General features: G+C 52.7%; 16 protein-coding genes. 4 read left to right on the plus strand and 12 right to left on the minus strand.

Annotated features, from left to right (window positions below; translation table 11 throughout):
• Positions 1-81: 81 nt before the first annotated feature.
• The 5 genes from ACF8O8_RS17355 to ACF8O8_RS17375 form a co-directional block, all read right to left on the minus strand.
• Positions 82-1,248, minus strand: coding sequence for a hypothetical protein (locus ACF8O8_RS17355; protein WP_349738914.1), 1,167 nt, complete (start codon positions 1,246-1,248; stop codon positions 82-84).
• A 1,349-nt stretch (positions 1,249-2,597) separates the two neighbouring features.
• Positions 2,598-3,572, minus strand: a complete 975-nt coding sequence (locus ACF8O8_RS17360) for a hypothetical protein (protein WP_349738915.1) — start codon at positions 3,570-3,572, stop codon at positions 2,598-2,600.
• A gap of 280 nt (positions 3,573-3,852) precedes the next feature.
• Entirely contained in the window at positions 3,853-4,533 is a 681-nt protein-coding gene (locus ACF8O8_RS17365; RefSeq protein WP_392510046.1) for a hypothetical protein, read from the minus strand.
• Positions 4,520-5,479 carry a hypothetical protein gene (locus ACF8O8_RS17370; RefSeq protein WP_349738917.1) on the minus strand — a complete coding sequence of 320 codons (960 nt, stop codon included), beginning with the start codon at positions 5,477-5,479 and terminating at the stop codon, positions 4,520-4,522. The genes ACF8O8_RS17365 and ACF8O8_RS17370 overlap by 14 nt, the downstream gene beginning before the upstream one ends.
• Before the next feature lie 14 nt (positions 5,480-5,493).
• On the minus strand, positions 5,494-5,889 hold the full coding sequence (locus ACF8O8_RS17375) for a hypothetical protein (protein WP_349738918.1): 396 nt from the start codon (positions 5,887-5,889) through the stop codon (positions 5,494-5,496).
• Positions 5,890-6,188: 299 nt separating this feature from the next.
• On the opposite strand from ACF8O8_RS17375, the gene ACF8O8_RS17380 reads away from it, so the two are divergent.
• Entirely contained in the window at positions 6,189-6,884 is a 696-nt protein-coding gene (locus tag ACF8O8_RS17380; RefSeq protein ID WP_349738919.1) for a DUF4145 domain-containing protein, read from the plus strand.
• Between the two features lie 49 nt (positions 6,885-6,933).
• Here the strand turns inward: ACF8O8_RS17380 and ACF8O8_RS17385 are convergent, their stop codons facing one another.
• Complete coding sequence (locus ACF8O8_RS17385; protein ID WP_349738920.1) at positions 6,934-8,769, minus strand: DUF4209 domain-containing protein; 1,836 nt, start codon at positions 8,767-8,769, stop codon at positions 6,934-6,936.
• A gap of 499 nt (positions 8,770-9,268) precedes the next feature.
• On the opposite strand from ACF8O8_RS17385, the gene dapA reads away from it, so the two are divergent.
• Both dapA and ACF8O8_RS17395 read left to right on the plus strand, forming a co-directional pair.
• The gene (dapA, locus tag ACF8O8_RS17390; RefSeq protein WP_349738921.1) at positions 9,269-10,144 is read left to right on the plus strand and encodes a 4-hydroxy-tetrahydrodipicolinate synthase; all 876 of its coding nucleotides are present in this window, start codon (positions 9,269-9,271) and stop codon (positions 10,142-10,144) included.
• A 572-nt stretch (positions 10,145-10,716) separates the two neighbouring features.
• Positions 10,717-10,959 carry a hypothetical protein gene (locus ACF8O8_RS17395; RefSeq protein WP_392510047.1) on the plus strand — a complete coding sequence of 81 codons (243 nt, stop codon included), beginning with the start codon at positions 10,717-10,719 and terminating at the stop codon, positions 10,957-10,959.
• Positions 10,960-11,168: 209 nt separating this feature from the next.
• Here the strand turns inward: ACF8O8_RS17395 and ACF8O8_RS17400 are convergent, their stop codons facing one another.
• The 4 genes from ACF8O8_RS17400 to ACF8O8_RS17415 all read right to left on the minus strand — a co-directional run bounded on the left by ACF8O8_RS17400 (position 11,169) and on the right by ACF8O8_RS17415 (position 13,578).
• Positions 11,169-11,723, minus strand: a complete 555-nt coding sequence (locus ACF8O8_RS17400) for a hypothetical protein (protein ID WP_349738923.1) — start codon at positions 11,721-11,723, stop codon at positions 11,169-11,171.
• Between the two features lie 566 nt (positions 11,724-12,289).
• Complete coding sequence (locus ACF8O8_RS17405; protein WP_349738925.1) at positions 12,290-12,646, minus strand: hypothetical protein; 357 nt, start codon at positions 12,644-12,646, stop codon at positions 12,290-12,292.
• 72 nt (positions 12,647-12,718) lie between these two features.
• Complete coding sequence (locus tag ACF8O8_RS17410) at positions 12,719-13,129, minus strand: DUF6957 family protein (RefSeq protein ID WP_349738926.1); 411 nt, start codon at positions 13,127-13,129, stop codon at positions 12,719-12,721.
• Positions 13,126-13,578 carry a hypothetical protein gene (locus ACF8O8_RS17415; RefSeq protein WP_349738927.1) on the minus strand — a complete coding sequence of 151 codons (453 nt, stop codon included), beginning with the start codon at positions 13,576-13,578 and terminating at the stop codon, positions 13,126-13,128. The genes ACF8O8_RS17410 and ACF8O8_RS17415 overlap by 4 nt, the downstream gene beginning before the upstream one ends.
• A gap of 359 nt (positions 13,579-13,937) precedes the next feature.
• Between ACF8O8_RS17415 and ACF8O8_RS17420 the strand changes: the two genes are divergently transcribed.
• Positions 13,938-14,414 (plus strand): helix-turn-helix transcriptional regulator, encoded by a 477-nt coding sequence (locus ACF8O8_RS17420; protein WP_349738928.1) that lies wholly within the window; start codon positions 13,938-13,940, stop codon positions 14,412-14,414.
• Between the two features lie 57 nt (positions 14,415-14,471).
• On the opposite strand, the gene ACF8O8_RS17425 is transcribed toward ACF8O8_RS17420, so the two are convergent.
• Positions 14,472-14,711 carry a hypothetical protein gene (locus tag ACF8O8_RS17425; RefSeq protein ID WP_235199860.1) on the minus strand — a complete coding sequence of 80 codons (240 nt, stop codon included), beginning with the start codon at positions 14,709-14,711 and terminating at the stop codon, positions 14,472-14,474.
• A gap of 18 nt (positions 14,712-14,729) precedes the next feature.
• Positions 14,730-15,101 carry a hypothetical protein gene (locus ACF8O8_RS17430; RefSeq protein WP_235199861.1) on the minus strand — a complete coding sequence of 124 codons (372 nt, stop codon included), beginning with the start codon at positions 15,099-15,101 and terminating at the stop codon, positions 14,730-14,732.
• Positions 15,102-15,208: the final 107 nt, after the last annotated feature.

The following is a 15,208-nucleotide window of genomic DNA, read 5'->3' on the forward strand; positions in this document are numbered from 1 at the left end:
TACAAGTGGTTTGGCATTGGCCAACTGTGGACAAGCCTGTATCGCCTTTTTAAATAGCAGCGTTGACCATCACTGTATTGGTCATCCGCGAGTCGCTTGCTCTGCAAGCTCCGAGGTAGGAGTGTCTGCCTGGACATCGGAGCGAGCATCACTGCCATCCAGTTCTGCTGGCAGATCGCTTTGTTTTTGAGTCGACACGACGTCTTCACCTTCCTCCGCTTTAAGGGGGAGATCGCTGAAGTAGCAGCTCGGTTCTTGCGGATCTTTGATCTGCGGTACGCCATATGCCTGAAGCTTCCGGATACCTCCCATCCCCAGATCATTAGGAATACCGAGATCGCTGTACTCTTCGTCGGGGCGTTGATATGGCGAGTCAAAATTCCCCAACTGACGTGCGGGAAGGACGCCATCGATATCACCAAACCGGTACCACAAGTACCTTGCGAAGGCTTTGAATACTCGTCTCAGCGTAGCGTTTTCGTACCAGTACTCAAAAAGCTGTTCCAGGAGTACATCGATCTCTTCCACCTGTGGTATCGACTCGAATGAACGGACAACCATCAGCGCCGTACGCCAAGACAACGCGTGGTAGGAAAGGCGTGTGCTGCCGGTATTGTCGAATGCGATCCAGTAAAGATCGTTGTCAGCCCATATGACCTTGATGTGCGCAGCGAGCACGAGCTCCTCAGGAGTCAGCCCTTCATCGATTGCTCGCTCCAATGCCACCCGGGTTGCGCCCCACCCGCTCATGACGTAAATCTGTTGAATTAGGGGAAGCGTTCCATGCGGCCAATCGTATTTGTATACGAGCTCTACGGCCTTTTGCTTCGCACGCTCCTCACGCGTTATCCGATCCTCTAATTCGCCCCCTGCAAACTCGACCTGGTACCTGTCGTTATCGAACACGGTGTCTGGGTCGAATTCATAGAAAGCGAACTCGTCCTCGGAATCCTGCAGGTAGTCACTGTCCCTGTGGGATTTGTCATCCCGTCCTTTCGTGGTGCCATACAGTTCTAGCTCGGCCAATTCCGCTGCGAGGTTTGGGTCAAAGTCGGTATCATCCGAGTACGGTTCGGCCCCCATTCCAACAGAGTCATCCTCCCCATCAATCTGGTCTAGGCAGAACGCGTCAAGGTCGCGGGAATCAGACTGCTCACCAGAGAAAGGTATATCGGTGAAGAAACGGCCGAATGGTTCTGCTGAGGCATCTACCTCGACTTCGGGGGCGGGCTCCGCAAGGAGCTCCATGGGGGCTTTTTCGTTACTGTCGACTGGTGAAGTCGACCATGGGGTAGGATCTGGCCTGTGGATGCTGTGATCTTGTGTACAGCGATCGCTATCGGGCGTGCTAACCCACGCTCGGTTCAAACTCAGTCTACGTTTCGGTTCCTTCGTGCCAGCCCCTTGATATGGCTGCTCCCCGTTGCAGACGCCACCCACACCACGACCACTCGGTCTAATGGCAGGATCGACCCGGATGCTGGCGTTGTTAGTTTGTGTACTGCCATCGCTATCAGGCGTCTTAACCCTCGTTGGCTTCAAGCTGAGTCGCCGCTTGGGTTCCTCCGTGCCCGTCGTTCGATGCGGCTGTACCGCGTTGCCGGCGTCACCCACATCACTACCATTCCGTCTAATGGTCGGATCCACCCGGACACTCGCGTAGCCAGTTTGAAAATGCCGTGACTCAACGGTCTCGTCTTCCAGAGGGGCAAATTGACGCGCATTCTCCTGGATGAAATCCAAATCGGCTGCGCTTGGATGGTGATTGTCTGGACTCACGGTGCGATCAAGGACGAACGCGCCTTGCTGACGCCGAATAGCGTCAGCTGATTGCATAGCTCTAGCCCCTTCTAAGGGGCGGTGCTGGAGTGTGTAGACCCGCCCCAACAGTGTCAGGTAGTCAGGGTCTTGGCCCTCCTCCAGCGCATCCAGGAGCAAACGCTCAGCAGCTTTAAGGTCAGAGGTGGCTACTAGGCCAGTGAGCTCTCTCAAGAGCGAGCCCTTGTTCCTGACCCGTGCCGCTGATCCCCCGCTGCTAAGTCGCCCTTTAAGCAGCGTACGAAGCCGCTCCTGAAGTTGGTGGAGTACGCCCTGTCGTGTAGCGATTCCGCTGATCACAGATTTCAAGGCCGCATGCTCGGACAACTGCAGGTGCGAGCTAAGCGCCACCAGTTCACTGTCTCTTGCTAGCCCTTTGAACAGCGACTGGATTGCAGCCTCCGGAGCCCCTGGCACAGAAGCCATGTAGTCCCGTAGGTCGTCCAGCAGTTGATCGCAATCCATTGCTCAATTCCCACTCTATCGCAGTACAAAACTGTGACCCATGACTCACTTTAGCCGATCTTCGAGGTTCAAGTTAAGCGAATGTTGCAGCGTTGGAGCCTGCTGAGCACAAAGGGGCGCTCTGCTCGCCCTTTTCTTAGCTTTCGATACTTCCAACACCAATAAATCTGCGAATTGCATTTTTGGTCTCGGGCTTGCGATCACTATCGGCGTACAAGCAAGAACTCTTGAGTACGATTTCATGAGCGAGCCCGAACCCAAACAACAGCTTGCTCGATGCATAATAAAATGAGAAGAGGCATCACGCCTTGCAATTATCCAAAAATCTCTTCCACATCATCGGAGTGTCGAACCCCTAAAACAATAACAGACTCTAGATTTGTAAATTTGCAAATTTCCCCGGCTAAAAGCTCAGCGTACCGCTGAAATTTATTATTTCCTAGCGCTTTAGGAACGGCTCCAAAAATATCTTTGCAAACATCTACAAACTCACGGGATTTTGATATGAAATCTTCATCCAAATGAGTGACCTCAATATGATTAATCGGCGAGCCACCCTCACCACCCATGAAAACATTGTAGTTATGAGCGGAAACATTACGCGCAAGTCGTAGTTTGTTCAGCGCATCACATATACTTTGAGGAAGAATTTTAATTTCCTCTAGGTGGTCGATATGTGTAGAAAAATTCGGTGTAATTTTTCCGCGTTTGCCATTTCTTTTTATAGGCCTCACGCGCTCTTGCCAAGCCTTGCTATGTTCAGGTGTCGATAAACTTTTTTCGCTAACAATTGTCACCATGGCTTCAATATATGTCGAAGCTGCGATTACCTGCGCCCTCTTATCAAAGGTCTTAAGATCCATACTGTGAAGAGTCAGTTTTTCTTGAGTTTCGAGCTCTTGGTCGCTCAAGTCAAACAAATTTGCCTCGAGCCGCAAAAAGTGCGGAACACTATCCTTACTGCCGGCCAGCTCGAACATCAGGTGAAATAACTCCAAGCCAGTACTCTCGTCGCGCGAGAAGTTCACAGTTATAAGCGGATTCCCAAAAGCCTTAAGTAGCCCTTCAGTTATTGGAATATCAATTTTGACCTTGTCAGAATCGTAGTAGCCTTCAAGTTCTGTGGTGCAGTTTAAAGTACATATAAAAGCAATAAGCCCTCTAAGGGCATTCGCATCCAGCTCTCTCGTCTCAATCAGATTTAACGCGCCAAGTCTTTTGATCTCAAAAGACGATAGGCTTGCCCCACGATCAATGTCTATTTTTGTTCTGAGTGCATTTATAGTCATTTGCTTCCGCATCAAGTTGTGTTTAAAACAAGTTGCAACCCAACTTTTGGTATCAAGCTGAGATTCGAGTATGCGAAATAGTCAGCGGCGATGAAATCTGTTGCCCAAAGAGCCCCGCTCTCTGGTTAGTTTCTTCACTGCAAATCGCCCATTCATGCCTGGCAATTATGGTCGACAATAACATCCTGCTCCCTTCGGCCAATAAAAAAGCTAGATTAAACATCATAGAAAGACTGAGCTGACACGGCAACTCAGGGATAAATCCTCCTGATTTGTAACGTCACGAATAGCACATGATCAATGGAGCCGGATCTGGAGTGCCCATAAGCTTGGTGCCTTCCTCAACGACCCAAGCGCCAACTGGCCATACTACTTGGAGCACCAAGAGAATCGTGAAAGTCAGGAAGGCACGAAGCAGGTACTCATGGGTCATCTTGATACGGGTCACCTTCTCATTGACCAGTGTGTAGTTGTGTAGAACGGCGCGGGCGAGCTGTTTGGCTAGGCCTGCTTTAGGCGAACTCTCTTTCCAGGTATTCGCTAGCTCACCTGGGCCAAGCTGAGCGAACCCGGCGACTTTGAGCGTTCTGAAGGCCCAAGCCCCTGCGCGCAGAAGGAAGGCAACGGCCAGTCCGAATAAGAGGAGGCTGATGCAACCTAGCCATTTGCTCGACTTGTCGCTCCAAAGAGTTGGCAGCAGTGAGACAAGTACGGGAATCAGCGCCGTGATAGCGGCCAGGTAAATACCTGCTTTCGCATCAGCTCCCTTCCGACGGTCAACTTCTGCATCAAAAAGACGCCGCGATTCTTCCAGCACCACGTCGCTGTCCGTCGACCAATCACCCTCTCGAACAGATGCAGCAATCCCCTGCTTCCATTCCGTATCCTCGGCCTTCTCGGTAGACGACAATGGGATGAGGGTCGGCCAGAGCCAATGGAGCCAGTCTTTAGGCTGAAGCAATTGCGCTCACCGTTAACTCGTCTACGATCGCGGCAGCAATAGGGTAACCCGTTAGATTTTCAATCCAAGCCCACTGCCCGTTCGGATTGATCTCTAAGAACCACAGTTTGCCTGAACGATCGCAAACCAAATCAATTGCGCCGTAACGAAGGCCTAGGCGCTGGACGAGCTTCACGCACTGACGTTGAACCCGCCGCTCAAGTACAATCTTTTCATGGCGAAGATCAGGACGACTACCTTTGCGCCAGTCAGTTTCCGTTTCCTCGCTATCTTGCGACCAGATCGCCGTCGCAAAAACCCGCTCACCCACAACAGTCACTCGCACATCGTATTGCTTTAGGATCTCTGATTGCACAATGAAAGGGCTCAGCCTCATCGCTTCCGCTTGATCATCCTCAATCTCAGCGAGTCGCGATGTGAACATGACGCGCTCTGTCTCGCCTTCAAGCACCGCTTGACGTAGAGGCTTGCCAATGGCCTGGCCCAGAGCAGAGATGGCCCTAGCGCATGAGATGTCGTTCGTGATGAATGCTTGTGGTACATGGAAGCCAATCTCCTCCGCGAGGAGGAGCTGCATCGGCTTGTCTTCAGCCATGAAGATCTTTGTTGGTGAGTTAAGCCATCGCCCTTCCAATCTGGAGTAAAGACTTTTGAGAAAGCTGCTCCACTCCGCCTCGATGTAAGCCCGCTCCCCAGGATCCGCTACCGTGTCCGGTACGACTGGAGCTCCCGGTCTACGGAAATAGGCCCCTGTTATCTGCGAGCCACGAACAACCACACCGTCCAGTGAGATAGACCAAGCGTCGCGGGGAAATCCCGCCATCGAGCACAACGCTTCGGGCAATTGTTCGGTATTGAGTCGGACAAAAGGCTGACCGCGCCGGCGGAGCTCAGCAACCACGTAGTCCATCGTGATATCGCGACGATTTGTCACCAACAACAGCATGAGGCGCTTCCAGATCAGTCCGAGTAATAACGGGTGTCCAAGCCGAAGGTAGGATCACCATTATCATCACGCTCCAACTCAACGTTGGTCTTTGTGATCAGCTCAAGGATGTGGTTGGCATTGCACCGATCGTCGCGCTCAGTGATCGCATCGGTTTTGGTCACGAGTTGCAGCAGATGGTTGCTCGAGTCGAGTCGATGCAGTTGGCCTGAATCATTCGATTGACCTCGATAAGGACTGGGATCGTCGTCATCGCTTTCGACCTTCTGGTAGGTCTTGGTCAAGAGCTCTATCTGCCAGGAAGCCTCGTCATCTTGCTCCGCATTGACCTTGGTCTTGGTCATCAGCTCATTTAGCGCCCCATCGGCGATGATTGGGACTTCGCCATCCGAGGCATCGATTACCCACATCTGGAGCTCCGGAGAATAAAAGCCCGGGATACTGTCCTCTCCTGTTCTAGGCGTCGCAAACCTAGATAGAAACGGCGACGATTTTTGAAGGGCTCCCAAGCTGGCGTCTCCTGTGCCGGCGAGTCGCGAAAGGCGACAATCCCTGGACAATACCATTTCGCCAGCATGACGGTAAACGACAGCGGATAGTATGGAGAACAAAGCACAAAGCTCAGTTGGTGGTCTCGATACGCTCACAATCCTAGCCCTCCGGTGGAAGGCAGGATATGTTTTGCACAATTCCCTAGGAAATGGGCACGATGAAGACATCGACCAAATACACGCAACACGCCAGTGAGGGCCATGAACTCGAACTGCCTTGCGGTAAATGTTGTGCAAGGACGTTTCACCGCGTGGTGTGCTCAGCAGGTGTAGAGTCCTCTCGTGAAGACCAGCATAATCTCCATGAGTGGTGGGTCGAAAACCAGATAATCCAATGCCAAGGCTGTAAGACGTTTTCGTTTCGCATGGTGTCTGGCGACTCTGAAGACCGTGATTACGATGATGATGGCCAACTGCAGCCTTTCGTGACTGAAAAACTGTACCCACCGCGGATGGAGGGAGTTGGCAAGCTAGGCCTTGACCTATGGTGGCTGCCCTCTTCTCTCAAGGCTATCTATGACGAATCTCTGAAAGCTCTCTCTGGGGGGCTGCCCGTACTAGCCGCGATCGGGATGCGCGCGCTACTGGAAGGGGTATGCAAGGAGAAACAGGCCAAGGGGAAAACGCTCCACCTTCAAATTGAAGACTTGGCATCCCGAGGCATTCTTAACCCACAGAACGCGAAAATCCTGCACAAGGTAAGAGCACTGGGAAACGAGGCTGCACACGAGCTGACGGCACAAAAAGCTTCGCAGCTAGGCTTGGCCATGAACATTCTTGAGCATCTCCTCAAAGATGTTTACATCAACCCAAGGCTTTACGAGCAGGAGTTCCCCGCCACTCCTTCACCGTGACCACTGCCTCAACGCTCCACCAGATTTAAGCCTGGCGAGACGATCAGGGCTACGTCCTCGGTACCGTCTCCCAGAATGGCCCCGAGACATACTTGAGCATGAACCACCAGGCGTAAACGGTCGACTCTGCATAGATTTGGTCGTCATCAAGCAGCCCATGAGCAAAGGTGTTTCTGAGGTTTGGGCCATATGGGCTGCAGAACACCGCTCGGATTTCGAAAGCTACGTCATCACCCAGCAGCTCTGATACGCCTTCGACATCCATGAGGGTGCTCAATCCATTTTCGGTAACGATACCGTCAGCGCTGGACGTCGAGGTATTGAGACCCGCCTCCTTCATTCGATGTCGAATCAGTGCCTCCATCTGTGGAATGAGGAAATGTGCGGCCATACCAAACTCCCCTACGAACCCCCAGTACAACCCTTTCCCGACCATGTGTACCCGATTTGGAGGCACAAGTGACGACGCTTTGGCCAGCTCAACCATGTCGACCTCTTTGACGCAGTGTGCTTCCGAGATGATCGCAAGCGCCGGCAAAACCCCACCTCTTACCGTAAGCTTGATGGTGTGCAAGTGTTCGCTGACCATCTTGGCCTGGACTGTGTACTCGTCCTCTTCAGTCAGTTCGGCGCCGAAGGACAGTGGAGGTCGCTTCGCAATCACTCTGCCAGTCTCATCAAAGAAAACTACCTCAGTCAGGGAGCTGACTATCCCTGTACGTAGTGACTTTAGTGCTCCCTGACGGGATTCAGCGGGCGAGCAAAACGGGTACATATTGGCGAGATTATAGAGGGCAGTACCAAAGGACTGACCTTCGATTAAGCGCTTGGTACGCTTTACCAGTTTCGTGATGTCTGTCTGAGTTGAGATCAGACTCATCTGCTCAACCACCCGTGCACCTGCCTCAGCAATTCTCTTACGCAGTGCAGGCAGAACCGTGTCGACACCTAGTTCGGCGCGATATGCCCCCGGAACTGCTCGGTAGGTCTGAAGAGCATTTTCCAAGGCATTTTGCGCCACAATCGGGTGCGTCTGCTCCCCTCTCACCTCGGCCTCTGATACCCATGTCTCAGCAATGGCCACTGTCATTTTTGCAGCCTGTAGGTGACGCTTAAACAAGGCAAAACCTTTACACGCAGTGTCGAAACACTGTCGGGCCCTAAAGATATCCTGCTTGCTCACGAAGCAACGACCGAGCTCAGCCACCTTTTCTGGTAACGCGGAGACTTCGGGATGTTCAAGCTGATAGTCCATGACCGTCTCGACCAACCCAACGGCAAATGGAAGTTCCTGGTGAATCGCCTGCTCGATTGCATCCATGATTGCCTGGGTAAGGTTCGAGAGCCGCCCCTCATCTCCTCGGCCAATCATCTTGGTCAGGGACAACGCTCTCTGGAAGCACTCTCTACCTTCTTGGTACCAAATCTCATCATTCAGTGGCACCGTCGCATAGCCATCAATGGCGGCTCGGGCGTGCCGAATGTGCTTGAGGCCAGGAGTAATCCAGAGGAGATCGGAGACCCTCGCCTTCAATAGGCCGTTCGGGAGGCTGTCAACCAAGTCGTTAAAGAACACATACTCTTCGTCGACCATGCTTGCCGGTGACATTGAATGCCGGTCGCCGATGAGTAGGTAGGGCCTGAAGGGCTCATTTCTGTTGGTAGTGTCCAGCATCATCATGCAGAGATCAGCCAACAGCCACCAGACCCTCGCTGCTTCATATTTCTGGGCCTCCGAGGCGGCTTTTGCCAATCCCGTCAGCGCGCCAGAAAGGGCGGTATAGGTTGGCTCAATGCCGGATGTGGCCTGGTTGAAGTCGGACTTGCAAAACGCACCAACACTTAAAGGTGTGTCTTCAGGATAACGGGGGTTATGCTCCGACATGACGCTCTCTCATGGAACAAAAGGAGCGAGCTTTTTACGATGAACTACCCACAAAAGCAAAACTGTGAGATTACCCCTACATGTCGACGCTAGAGGGGGCCGCGCCCCGTCGGCTGACGGAGAGTGTGTAGAGGCCCGGCAGAGCCTAGGCATTCTGTGGCTCGGTTTACGACAGCCGTCCGCCACGCGGCAAGTTCAGCACCAAAAGAAATTGCTAGTTGACGAAACGTCGCTGCGTTGCGCACTATCCCGTTGCACCTCTTCGCAACGGATCACCCATGATTCCTGACATTGACAACATGCTGACTGCCAAGGGCCCATCCGCCCAGGCATGCGCATGCGTGTCCGTTGCTAAGAAATCCAAGAAACAGCCGCTCATTTGACCGGGGCGCTGTCCCGTCAGATGAGCTGACAGGACAGATAGCGCTAGGTCTCCTCCCCGCTTGATTCCCATCCCCTCCTCTGACGTCGACTAATCGGTCTGCCTGAGGAGTAATGCATGTCTAATTTTCGCGGTATCTGGGTTGCACTGGTCACACCATTCCGTTCGGGGCAGGTCGATATCCAGGCCCTTCAAGACTTGGCCAAGAAGCTCCTCGCTGACGGTGTGAGAGGCCTCGTGGTATGCGGTACCACGGGCGAAGCCGCTGCCATGAACAAGGATGAACAACTTGAGGTACTGGATGCAGTTCTGCAGATCGCCCTGCCTGGCCAAGTGATCATGGGACTGTCGGGCAATAACCTGTCGGAAGTCCTGGCATTCCAGCAAAAGATGCAGAGCCGTGACATCGCCGGCGTCCTGGTTCCAGCTCCCTACTACATCCGACCTTCGCAGCAAGGCATCGAGTCTTTCTTCCAAGCGGTTGCCGATGCCTCCTCTGTCTCAGTGGTGCTCTACGACATCCCCTACCGAACAGGTGTAAGGATTGAGCGAGAGACGCTGAGAAGGATCGTGCATCACCCTAGAATCGCTGCTGTGAAGGACTGCAGTGGTGATATCGAAACCACCATGGCCCTGATCGCCGACGGAAACGCAGAAATACTGACTGGCGAAGATATCCAGATCTTCAACAACCTTGCCTTGGGCGGCGCCGGCGCAATCTCGGCTTCAGCACACATTAGTCCCAAGCTATACGTTCAGATGATGCAGGAAATGGATAGCGGCGACCTCATCTCTGCCAGAGCCACGCTCTATCGACTCCTACCCTGGATAAGAATTGCATTCATCGAACCCAACCCCGCTGTCATCAAGGCAGCTCTGAGCGTCCAGGGCATAATCACCAACGAACTTCGCGAGCCCATGCAACCTTGCTCATCAATGACAATTGAACGTCTCGGGTCTGTGCTTTCAGATTTGGTCTGCCAGAGCGCATAGGCCGCCTTGTGGCCCGCAGGGTGTGGTGATCCAACCAAGAATCACCACACCCAAGGCCCTCGGATAGCTGCTTCGGAGAGTAATGTCGCAATACGGGCAACGACTGCAGATACGATGCCATCAAGCAGCTCCGGTTAGGCCAGAAAAATCCGAAAATTTCTCTCTTCTGAAGAGCACTCAAATCAGATGAAACCCAGGTAAATAGGGGCATTCACCGCGTCCTGAAATGCGCAAAAAAATCCGCAGCTTTTCTGGGATGGAGGTGAATGAGACGCGCGACACGAACCCGAATGACAATGCCCGAACCTTGCTCCTTCGCGGGGACATCTCTACTCGCGTTGTGTGAAGTCTGATCACAACAGCGTGCGAAGCACTCCCCATCGTGAGATGGCTCATATCCAGGTCAGAGATCAAACCATGCATAACGAATGACACTGGAAGTTTACTCGCGTAACCTCCAGAGAAGCACAGTTGCACTACAAAAAAACAAACTTATCGCTAAAGTTTTTTCCGCTACAACCGTTTTAATAGTTAATACACTTTTTAGGAGCTCGTATCACACGAGAACCCCCTTGAATGAATTTCTAGAACTTCATCATCCGAACCACAAACTCGACATCGCATTCTTTTCAAATCCAGACTTGCCCGAGGCAGCTTGCTCGACTAGCTCAGAGAACTATCTCGTAATGGTCAACCGTGAGAATGCCAAAACGATACTGCTTAACATGGAAGGCACAACTTTCAGACTCACCAATGCGCAGGCCAGCGTGCTGGGATCAAAACTATTCGAGATGGCGAGCCCTGATGCCTCATAGCAAAAGCGTGAACGCTACCGAGTATCAAAACAAACATGAAGCCTCGCGAAACCCGTAACCCGGATGCAAGCGGAGCGCGCAGGCCGAACCGGCCGAAGGCGTGCGGGATGGAAGCCCGAAGGGCCGAGACCCGTGAAATGCGGGGCTCGGTTCACGACAGCCTGGCCGCGCAGCGGCACTCCCAAGCTACCCTTCTCAGGCAAGATCGCTTACTTATGGAGCTTACTGAAACGCTCAATCACGACGCTTGGAGCAACGCTCGGCCAGGCTTCCAGATTTGCTGATTTACGCCAAAAATCAATTGCGCACCACAGGAAGAACAATCCAGGAATAGCCCCACCCATCATCGAATAGCTGTGCAGAATTGGTAAAGCTCCTGTCCGCGGATGGTCTGCGAGCACTGGCAGAAGCGCAAGAAGAAACACAGCTACATACGCGACAGCGAACCAGATCGCCCCGTAGAACATCATATACACTGGAGTCGCCAGACGAAGCTTAGTGAGACTACGAATTCGTCCGCCGTCCTCTTTGAACGCATAGACCACGCCAGTATTTTTTAACTTGTTCCTAGATTTTTTGTACACACAATAAAAATCGTAGTGTTTGCCCGCCTCGATCTCTTCGTAGAGCTTGATCGGGATGTCAGTATTTGGAATGAGAACACCATCCATCTTCATGATTACCCGAACGCTTCCTTCCTTATGCTCAAAAACTCGAATGTCCTCGAGCTTTCCCGAAACCTTGATGTAATCAGCGATTGCCACGATATAACTCCTGTCAAGAAAACACCCAGAACCTGGCGATAGGCAAAGGGACACCGCAAGCAGCTCCAACCGGAAGCCACTTTCTGAAAAATATGGATTTAGTGGGCATTTCCGCGAAGCGGCATGCACAAAAACGATTTGCGAGCCTACACCACTGTTTTCGACCCACTTCTATCGTGTACTGAACACAAGGTACGAACCCACCTACCAGGCACTTGCTTGCCCGGCGCTCCACAATCCTCACAGGTTCGCAGAGACAGCTGAGCAGCAACACTCACTGCACCATGGCAGTAGTCATCGCCCCCGTCGTAGAAGAAATGGAGCTCGCCGAATTTGGACTTGATCTGCGCAACCGTCACCGGCACCACGCCTGGATGCCGATCCGAGTGCTCCTGCAGCGTGTCGCACAGCGCCAAGAGGATCCCTCTCCATCCTGGACTGCAGTAGATATCGCCCACCTCAGGATCAGCAAACAGCCGCGGATACCGGGCCCTGAACTCATCAATCGAAATCGCTGGTAGCGCAGCGGCTGACAACACCATGATTCTCACCTAGCAAGAAGAGTCTTAAGCCACAGCCATCTGCAGGAAATCCCGAAGAGAATTTCGACCGCCCTCACGACGAAACGCAGCCATCACATAGCGGCTACCCTCCACCGTGGTCAGCACCCAAAACCGCCCTTCCTTCTCAAGCCGATCGACCTTTGCCGTCTGAACAACACGACCATCGGCATAACGGCCAGCAGGGTCATCACCTTCAAACCCAAACACCACGCCTCCACCTGCGCGAGACATGATGAAAGCATCCGTTAGGTAGGCAGTAACAGGCTCATCGAACCCTTGCTCCATCGCCCGGGCGATTCGCCGCAAATCGAAGTCAGTGTGCCGCTTGCTGAGAAATTGGAGCTTGATGGATTTGGCCATTGAGTGTCCCTACAACCTGAATGCTTTGCACGTCGCTGCGTGAGGAGCACTCCAGACGCAGTGCCGCGATGCTTAAAAGAAAGAGAAGATGGTTTTTAGGCTGGCCTTCTGACGACGGCCAGGGCCAAGCAGTACGTAGACAGTGTTCCTCGTCGCGGCGAAAACCCCATCCACGAATGAGGCACACATCGTCGACCGAACCCAGCCACCAGGTGGGAAACGTCCCTCACTGTCGTCAACAACACAGTGGGCGAATACGATCAGAGGCACCAGGCCCACTGCCTTTACCTTGGCCAACTCATCCTCGGTCAGGTCAGGCTCGAACAGCGTCCAGTCTTCGACGATGCAGTACGACCTACGTGGGAAACGCTCGACAACCAGAGCACGAGCAGCTTCAACAGAGAGCTCAAGGCCGGCAGCCGGGACATGGTTATCTGATAGGAGCTCGCTGTCGACAGAGCTTTCGAGCTTACCTTCGCTCATTGCAAGCTCCTTTTCGCGCTCAGGGCGTCGTACAAAACCCGCATCTTGGTGAGCGACGCTACATCCAGATTCGTACGGTACGAATCGTGGTAAACAGAACCACCGTCAACCGTAACGACGCAGACACTGTCACCATTCTGGTCATCTCCGATCGCCAGGCCCTTCACCTTCTCCATCCGCCATGCACCGCTACCATTCATGCTCGCTGGGGTGACAACCTGAATCTCTTTGACGAAAACCTCCTCGTCCTGGGACTGGAGGACTTGCTGCAATTTCAGCTCGTCATTGACCATGAGCTCAAACTCATGGCCTTTGCCCTGCCCGACCATCACTACCGAGAGATGGAACCAGTGCTTTCGGAGCATTCGGGTCACGGCATGCCAATGAGCAAGCCCCTCACCAAACATCCCTGGGAGGCCTGCCATATCATTGTCGTCTGTTCTGAACATCGATCATCTCGGTGAAGCTATCGCCAAGGCGATGCATTGAAAATTTCGGGTTATTGCCCTAACGCAGCTCTGCGTGGCGGCTCCGACTATTCCGTATCAGAGGTGAACGTGCACGGACACGATGGCGATGCAGCGAGCCATGACCCGGAGAGCCTTAACCCTGGGCGATTTGGTGCATACAGGGCCGCATGAGCCTGTCGTAAAGGTTTTCCATAAATTGGCGGCTGGGCACTGAGCTCGAGATCAGACGTCCGGCCCCGCCTTGCTCGACCAATCAGGCAAAACGTGCAGAACAGGGAATATATTCCATGGATTGAATTTAATCAATGTGGCTCTATCCTCAGCTTTGGGGAGCCGTCATGCCACTGAGAGAGTCATTAGCCGCAGTCCTCCGGCTCGTGAGGGCTTCGCGAGGCCTCAGCAAGGATGACTTCCAAGGGCTCGTCGATCCCAAGCACGTATACAACCTCGAAACCGCCAAGAGCGGCGTAACACTCGATACGCTGGAAGCAATCGCTTCGGTGCTTCAGGTCGATGCCCTCACCCTCCTCACCGTCGCAGCGAGCCTTGAGCGTGGCCAATCGCACAAGGATTTGCTCGTGCACCTCGAAGACGATGGTCAGCAACTGGCTGAACTTGGTGTGTTAGCGAGATGGAACGGGGAGTTCGAAGACGGATTACTGGTCACCACCAAGCCTGGACGCAGGACACCTCCGGAGACAGTAGAGGCTATCTTGGCTTGTCGGGGCCTAGGACTGAGCCGAAAAGAGACGGCAGATAAAGTGGGAGTATCTACTACCACCGTGGGGAGGATTTGGAATCGAAAAGCAGAGTAAATACTCTCGACATTATAAGACGTTGGTATCTTGTTACTAAGTTTTCTCTTGACACCTTTACGACCTCGAACTTTTAGCCATTGTACTGGCGATAGCCTGAATTTCTTCTGCACGGCCTGGATCTATAAGCCGCACAATATCAATGGCCGTAAACTCGTATTGCTCGGAGAGAGAATCCAGTTCAGTCAAAAAAGAGACCGCTTTCGATACTTCGGGATCGCGCAGTAGAGGCAGTAAAGACTCATACTCCTTTGTAATCCGATTCGTGATAGAGAGTAGCTCTTCAATACGATCCATTTCTTTCACCCTTAAAAATCAAGACTCAATGTGCTCGACAGCAGAACACATTGAATGCTGGTCGGATTTTGGCTTCAGCGTCGTATCACCCGAACCGCAATCTTCATCAGGTTGAGTGTAAATATCAACCAATTCCTTGACCGCCCTGGTATTGACTGCAGCAACACCACTCAACAGCATGTCAATTGATCCTGCATATCGCCTCAAAAGCAGGTCAGCAACCTCGACGTAAGAATAGCCATATTTAACCCTAAGATCCTCCAGCCTTTTAAAAAACTCAATATCCTGGGCATACTCAGGTTCCTTCCTTCGCTCCTCAAGCCCACGAAAGACCTTTTCAAACTCGTACTCTAACCGCCGGGCCTCGATGAGGGGATGGGAGCGTGCCATAATAAAACCTTTCCCGTTCGACTATACCTCTGACCAGTGTAGTCCAAAAACCATACTGAATCAGAACCGCTGGGGCGCCTGTCAAATAAAATTTACGAAAGATAAAT

The sequence above is a fragment of the Pseudomonas sp. TYF_14 genome (assembly GCF_043105275.1).
Taxonomy (GTDB): Bacteria; Pseudomonadota; Gammaproteobacteria; order Pseudomonadales; family Pseudomonadaceae; genus Aquipseudomonas; species Aquipseudomonas alloputida.

What these genes read in the sequence shown, in the direction of transcription:
- ACF8O8_RS17360 (WP_349738915.1), bottom strand. Translation starts at nt 3,572, where the DNA reads ATGACTATAAATGCACTCAGAACAAAAATAGACATTGATCGTGGGGCA.
- ACF8O8_RS17370 (WP_349738917.1), bottom strand. Translation starts at nt 5,479, where the DNA reads ATGCTGTTGTTGGTGACAAATCGTCGCGATATCACGATGGACTACGTG.
- ACF8O8_RS17380 (WP_349738919.1), top strand. Translation starts at nt 6,189, where the DNA reads ATGAAGACATCGACCAAATACACGCAACACGCCAGTGAGGGCCATGAA.
- ACF8O8_RS17385 (WP_349738920.1), bottom strand. Translation starts at nt 8,769, where the DNA reads ATGTCGGAGCATAACCCCCGTTATCCTGAAGACACACCTTTAAGTGTT.
- dapA (WP_349738921.1), top strand. Translation starts at nt 9,269, where the DNA reads ATGTCTAATTTTCGCGGTATCTGGGTTGCACTGGTCACACCATTCCGT.
- ACF8O8_RS17355 (WP_349738914.1), bottom strand. Translation starts at nt 1,248, where the DNA reads ATGGAGCTCCTTGCGGAGCCCGCCCCCGAAGTCGAGGTAGATGCCTCA.
- ACF8O8_RS17430 (WP_235199861.1), bottom strand. Translation starts at nt 15,101, where the DNA reads ATGGCACGCTCCCATCCCCTCATCGAGGCCCGGCGGTTAGAGTACGAG.
- ACF8O8_RS17420 (WP_349738928.1), top strand. Translation starts at nt 13,938, where the DNA reads ATGCCACTGAGAGAGTCATTAGCCGCAGTCCTCCGGCTCGTGAGGGCT.
- ACF8O8_RS17410 (WP_349738926.1), bottom strand. Translation starts at nt 13,129, where the DNA reads ATGAGCGAAGGTAAGCTCGAAAGCTCTGTCGACAGCGAGCTCCTATCA.
- ACF8O8_RS17425 (WP_235199860.1), bottom strand. Translation starts at nt 14,711, where the DNA reads ATGGATCGTATTGAAGAGCTACTCTCTATCACGAATCGGATTACAAAG.
- ACF8O8_RS17415 (WP_349738927.1), bottom strand. Translation starts at nt 13,578, where the DNA reads ATGTTCAGAACAGACGACAATGATATGGCAGGCCTCCCAGGGATGTTT.
- ACF8O8_RS17405 (WP_349738925.1), bottom strand. Translation starts at nt 12,646, where the DNA reads ATGGCCAAATCCATCAAGCTCCAATTTCTCAGCAAGCGGCACACTGAC.
- ACF8O8_RS17375 (WP_349738918.1), bottom strand. Translation starts at nt 5,889, where the DNA reads ATGTGGGTAATCGATGCCTCGGATGGCGAAGTCCCAATCATCGCCGAT.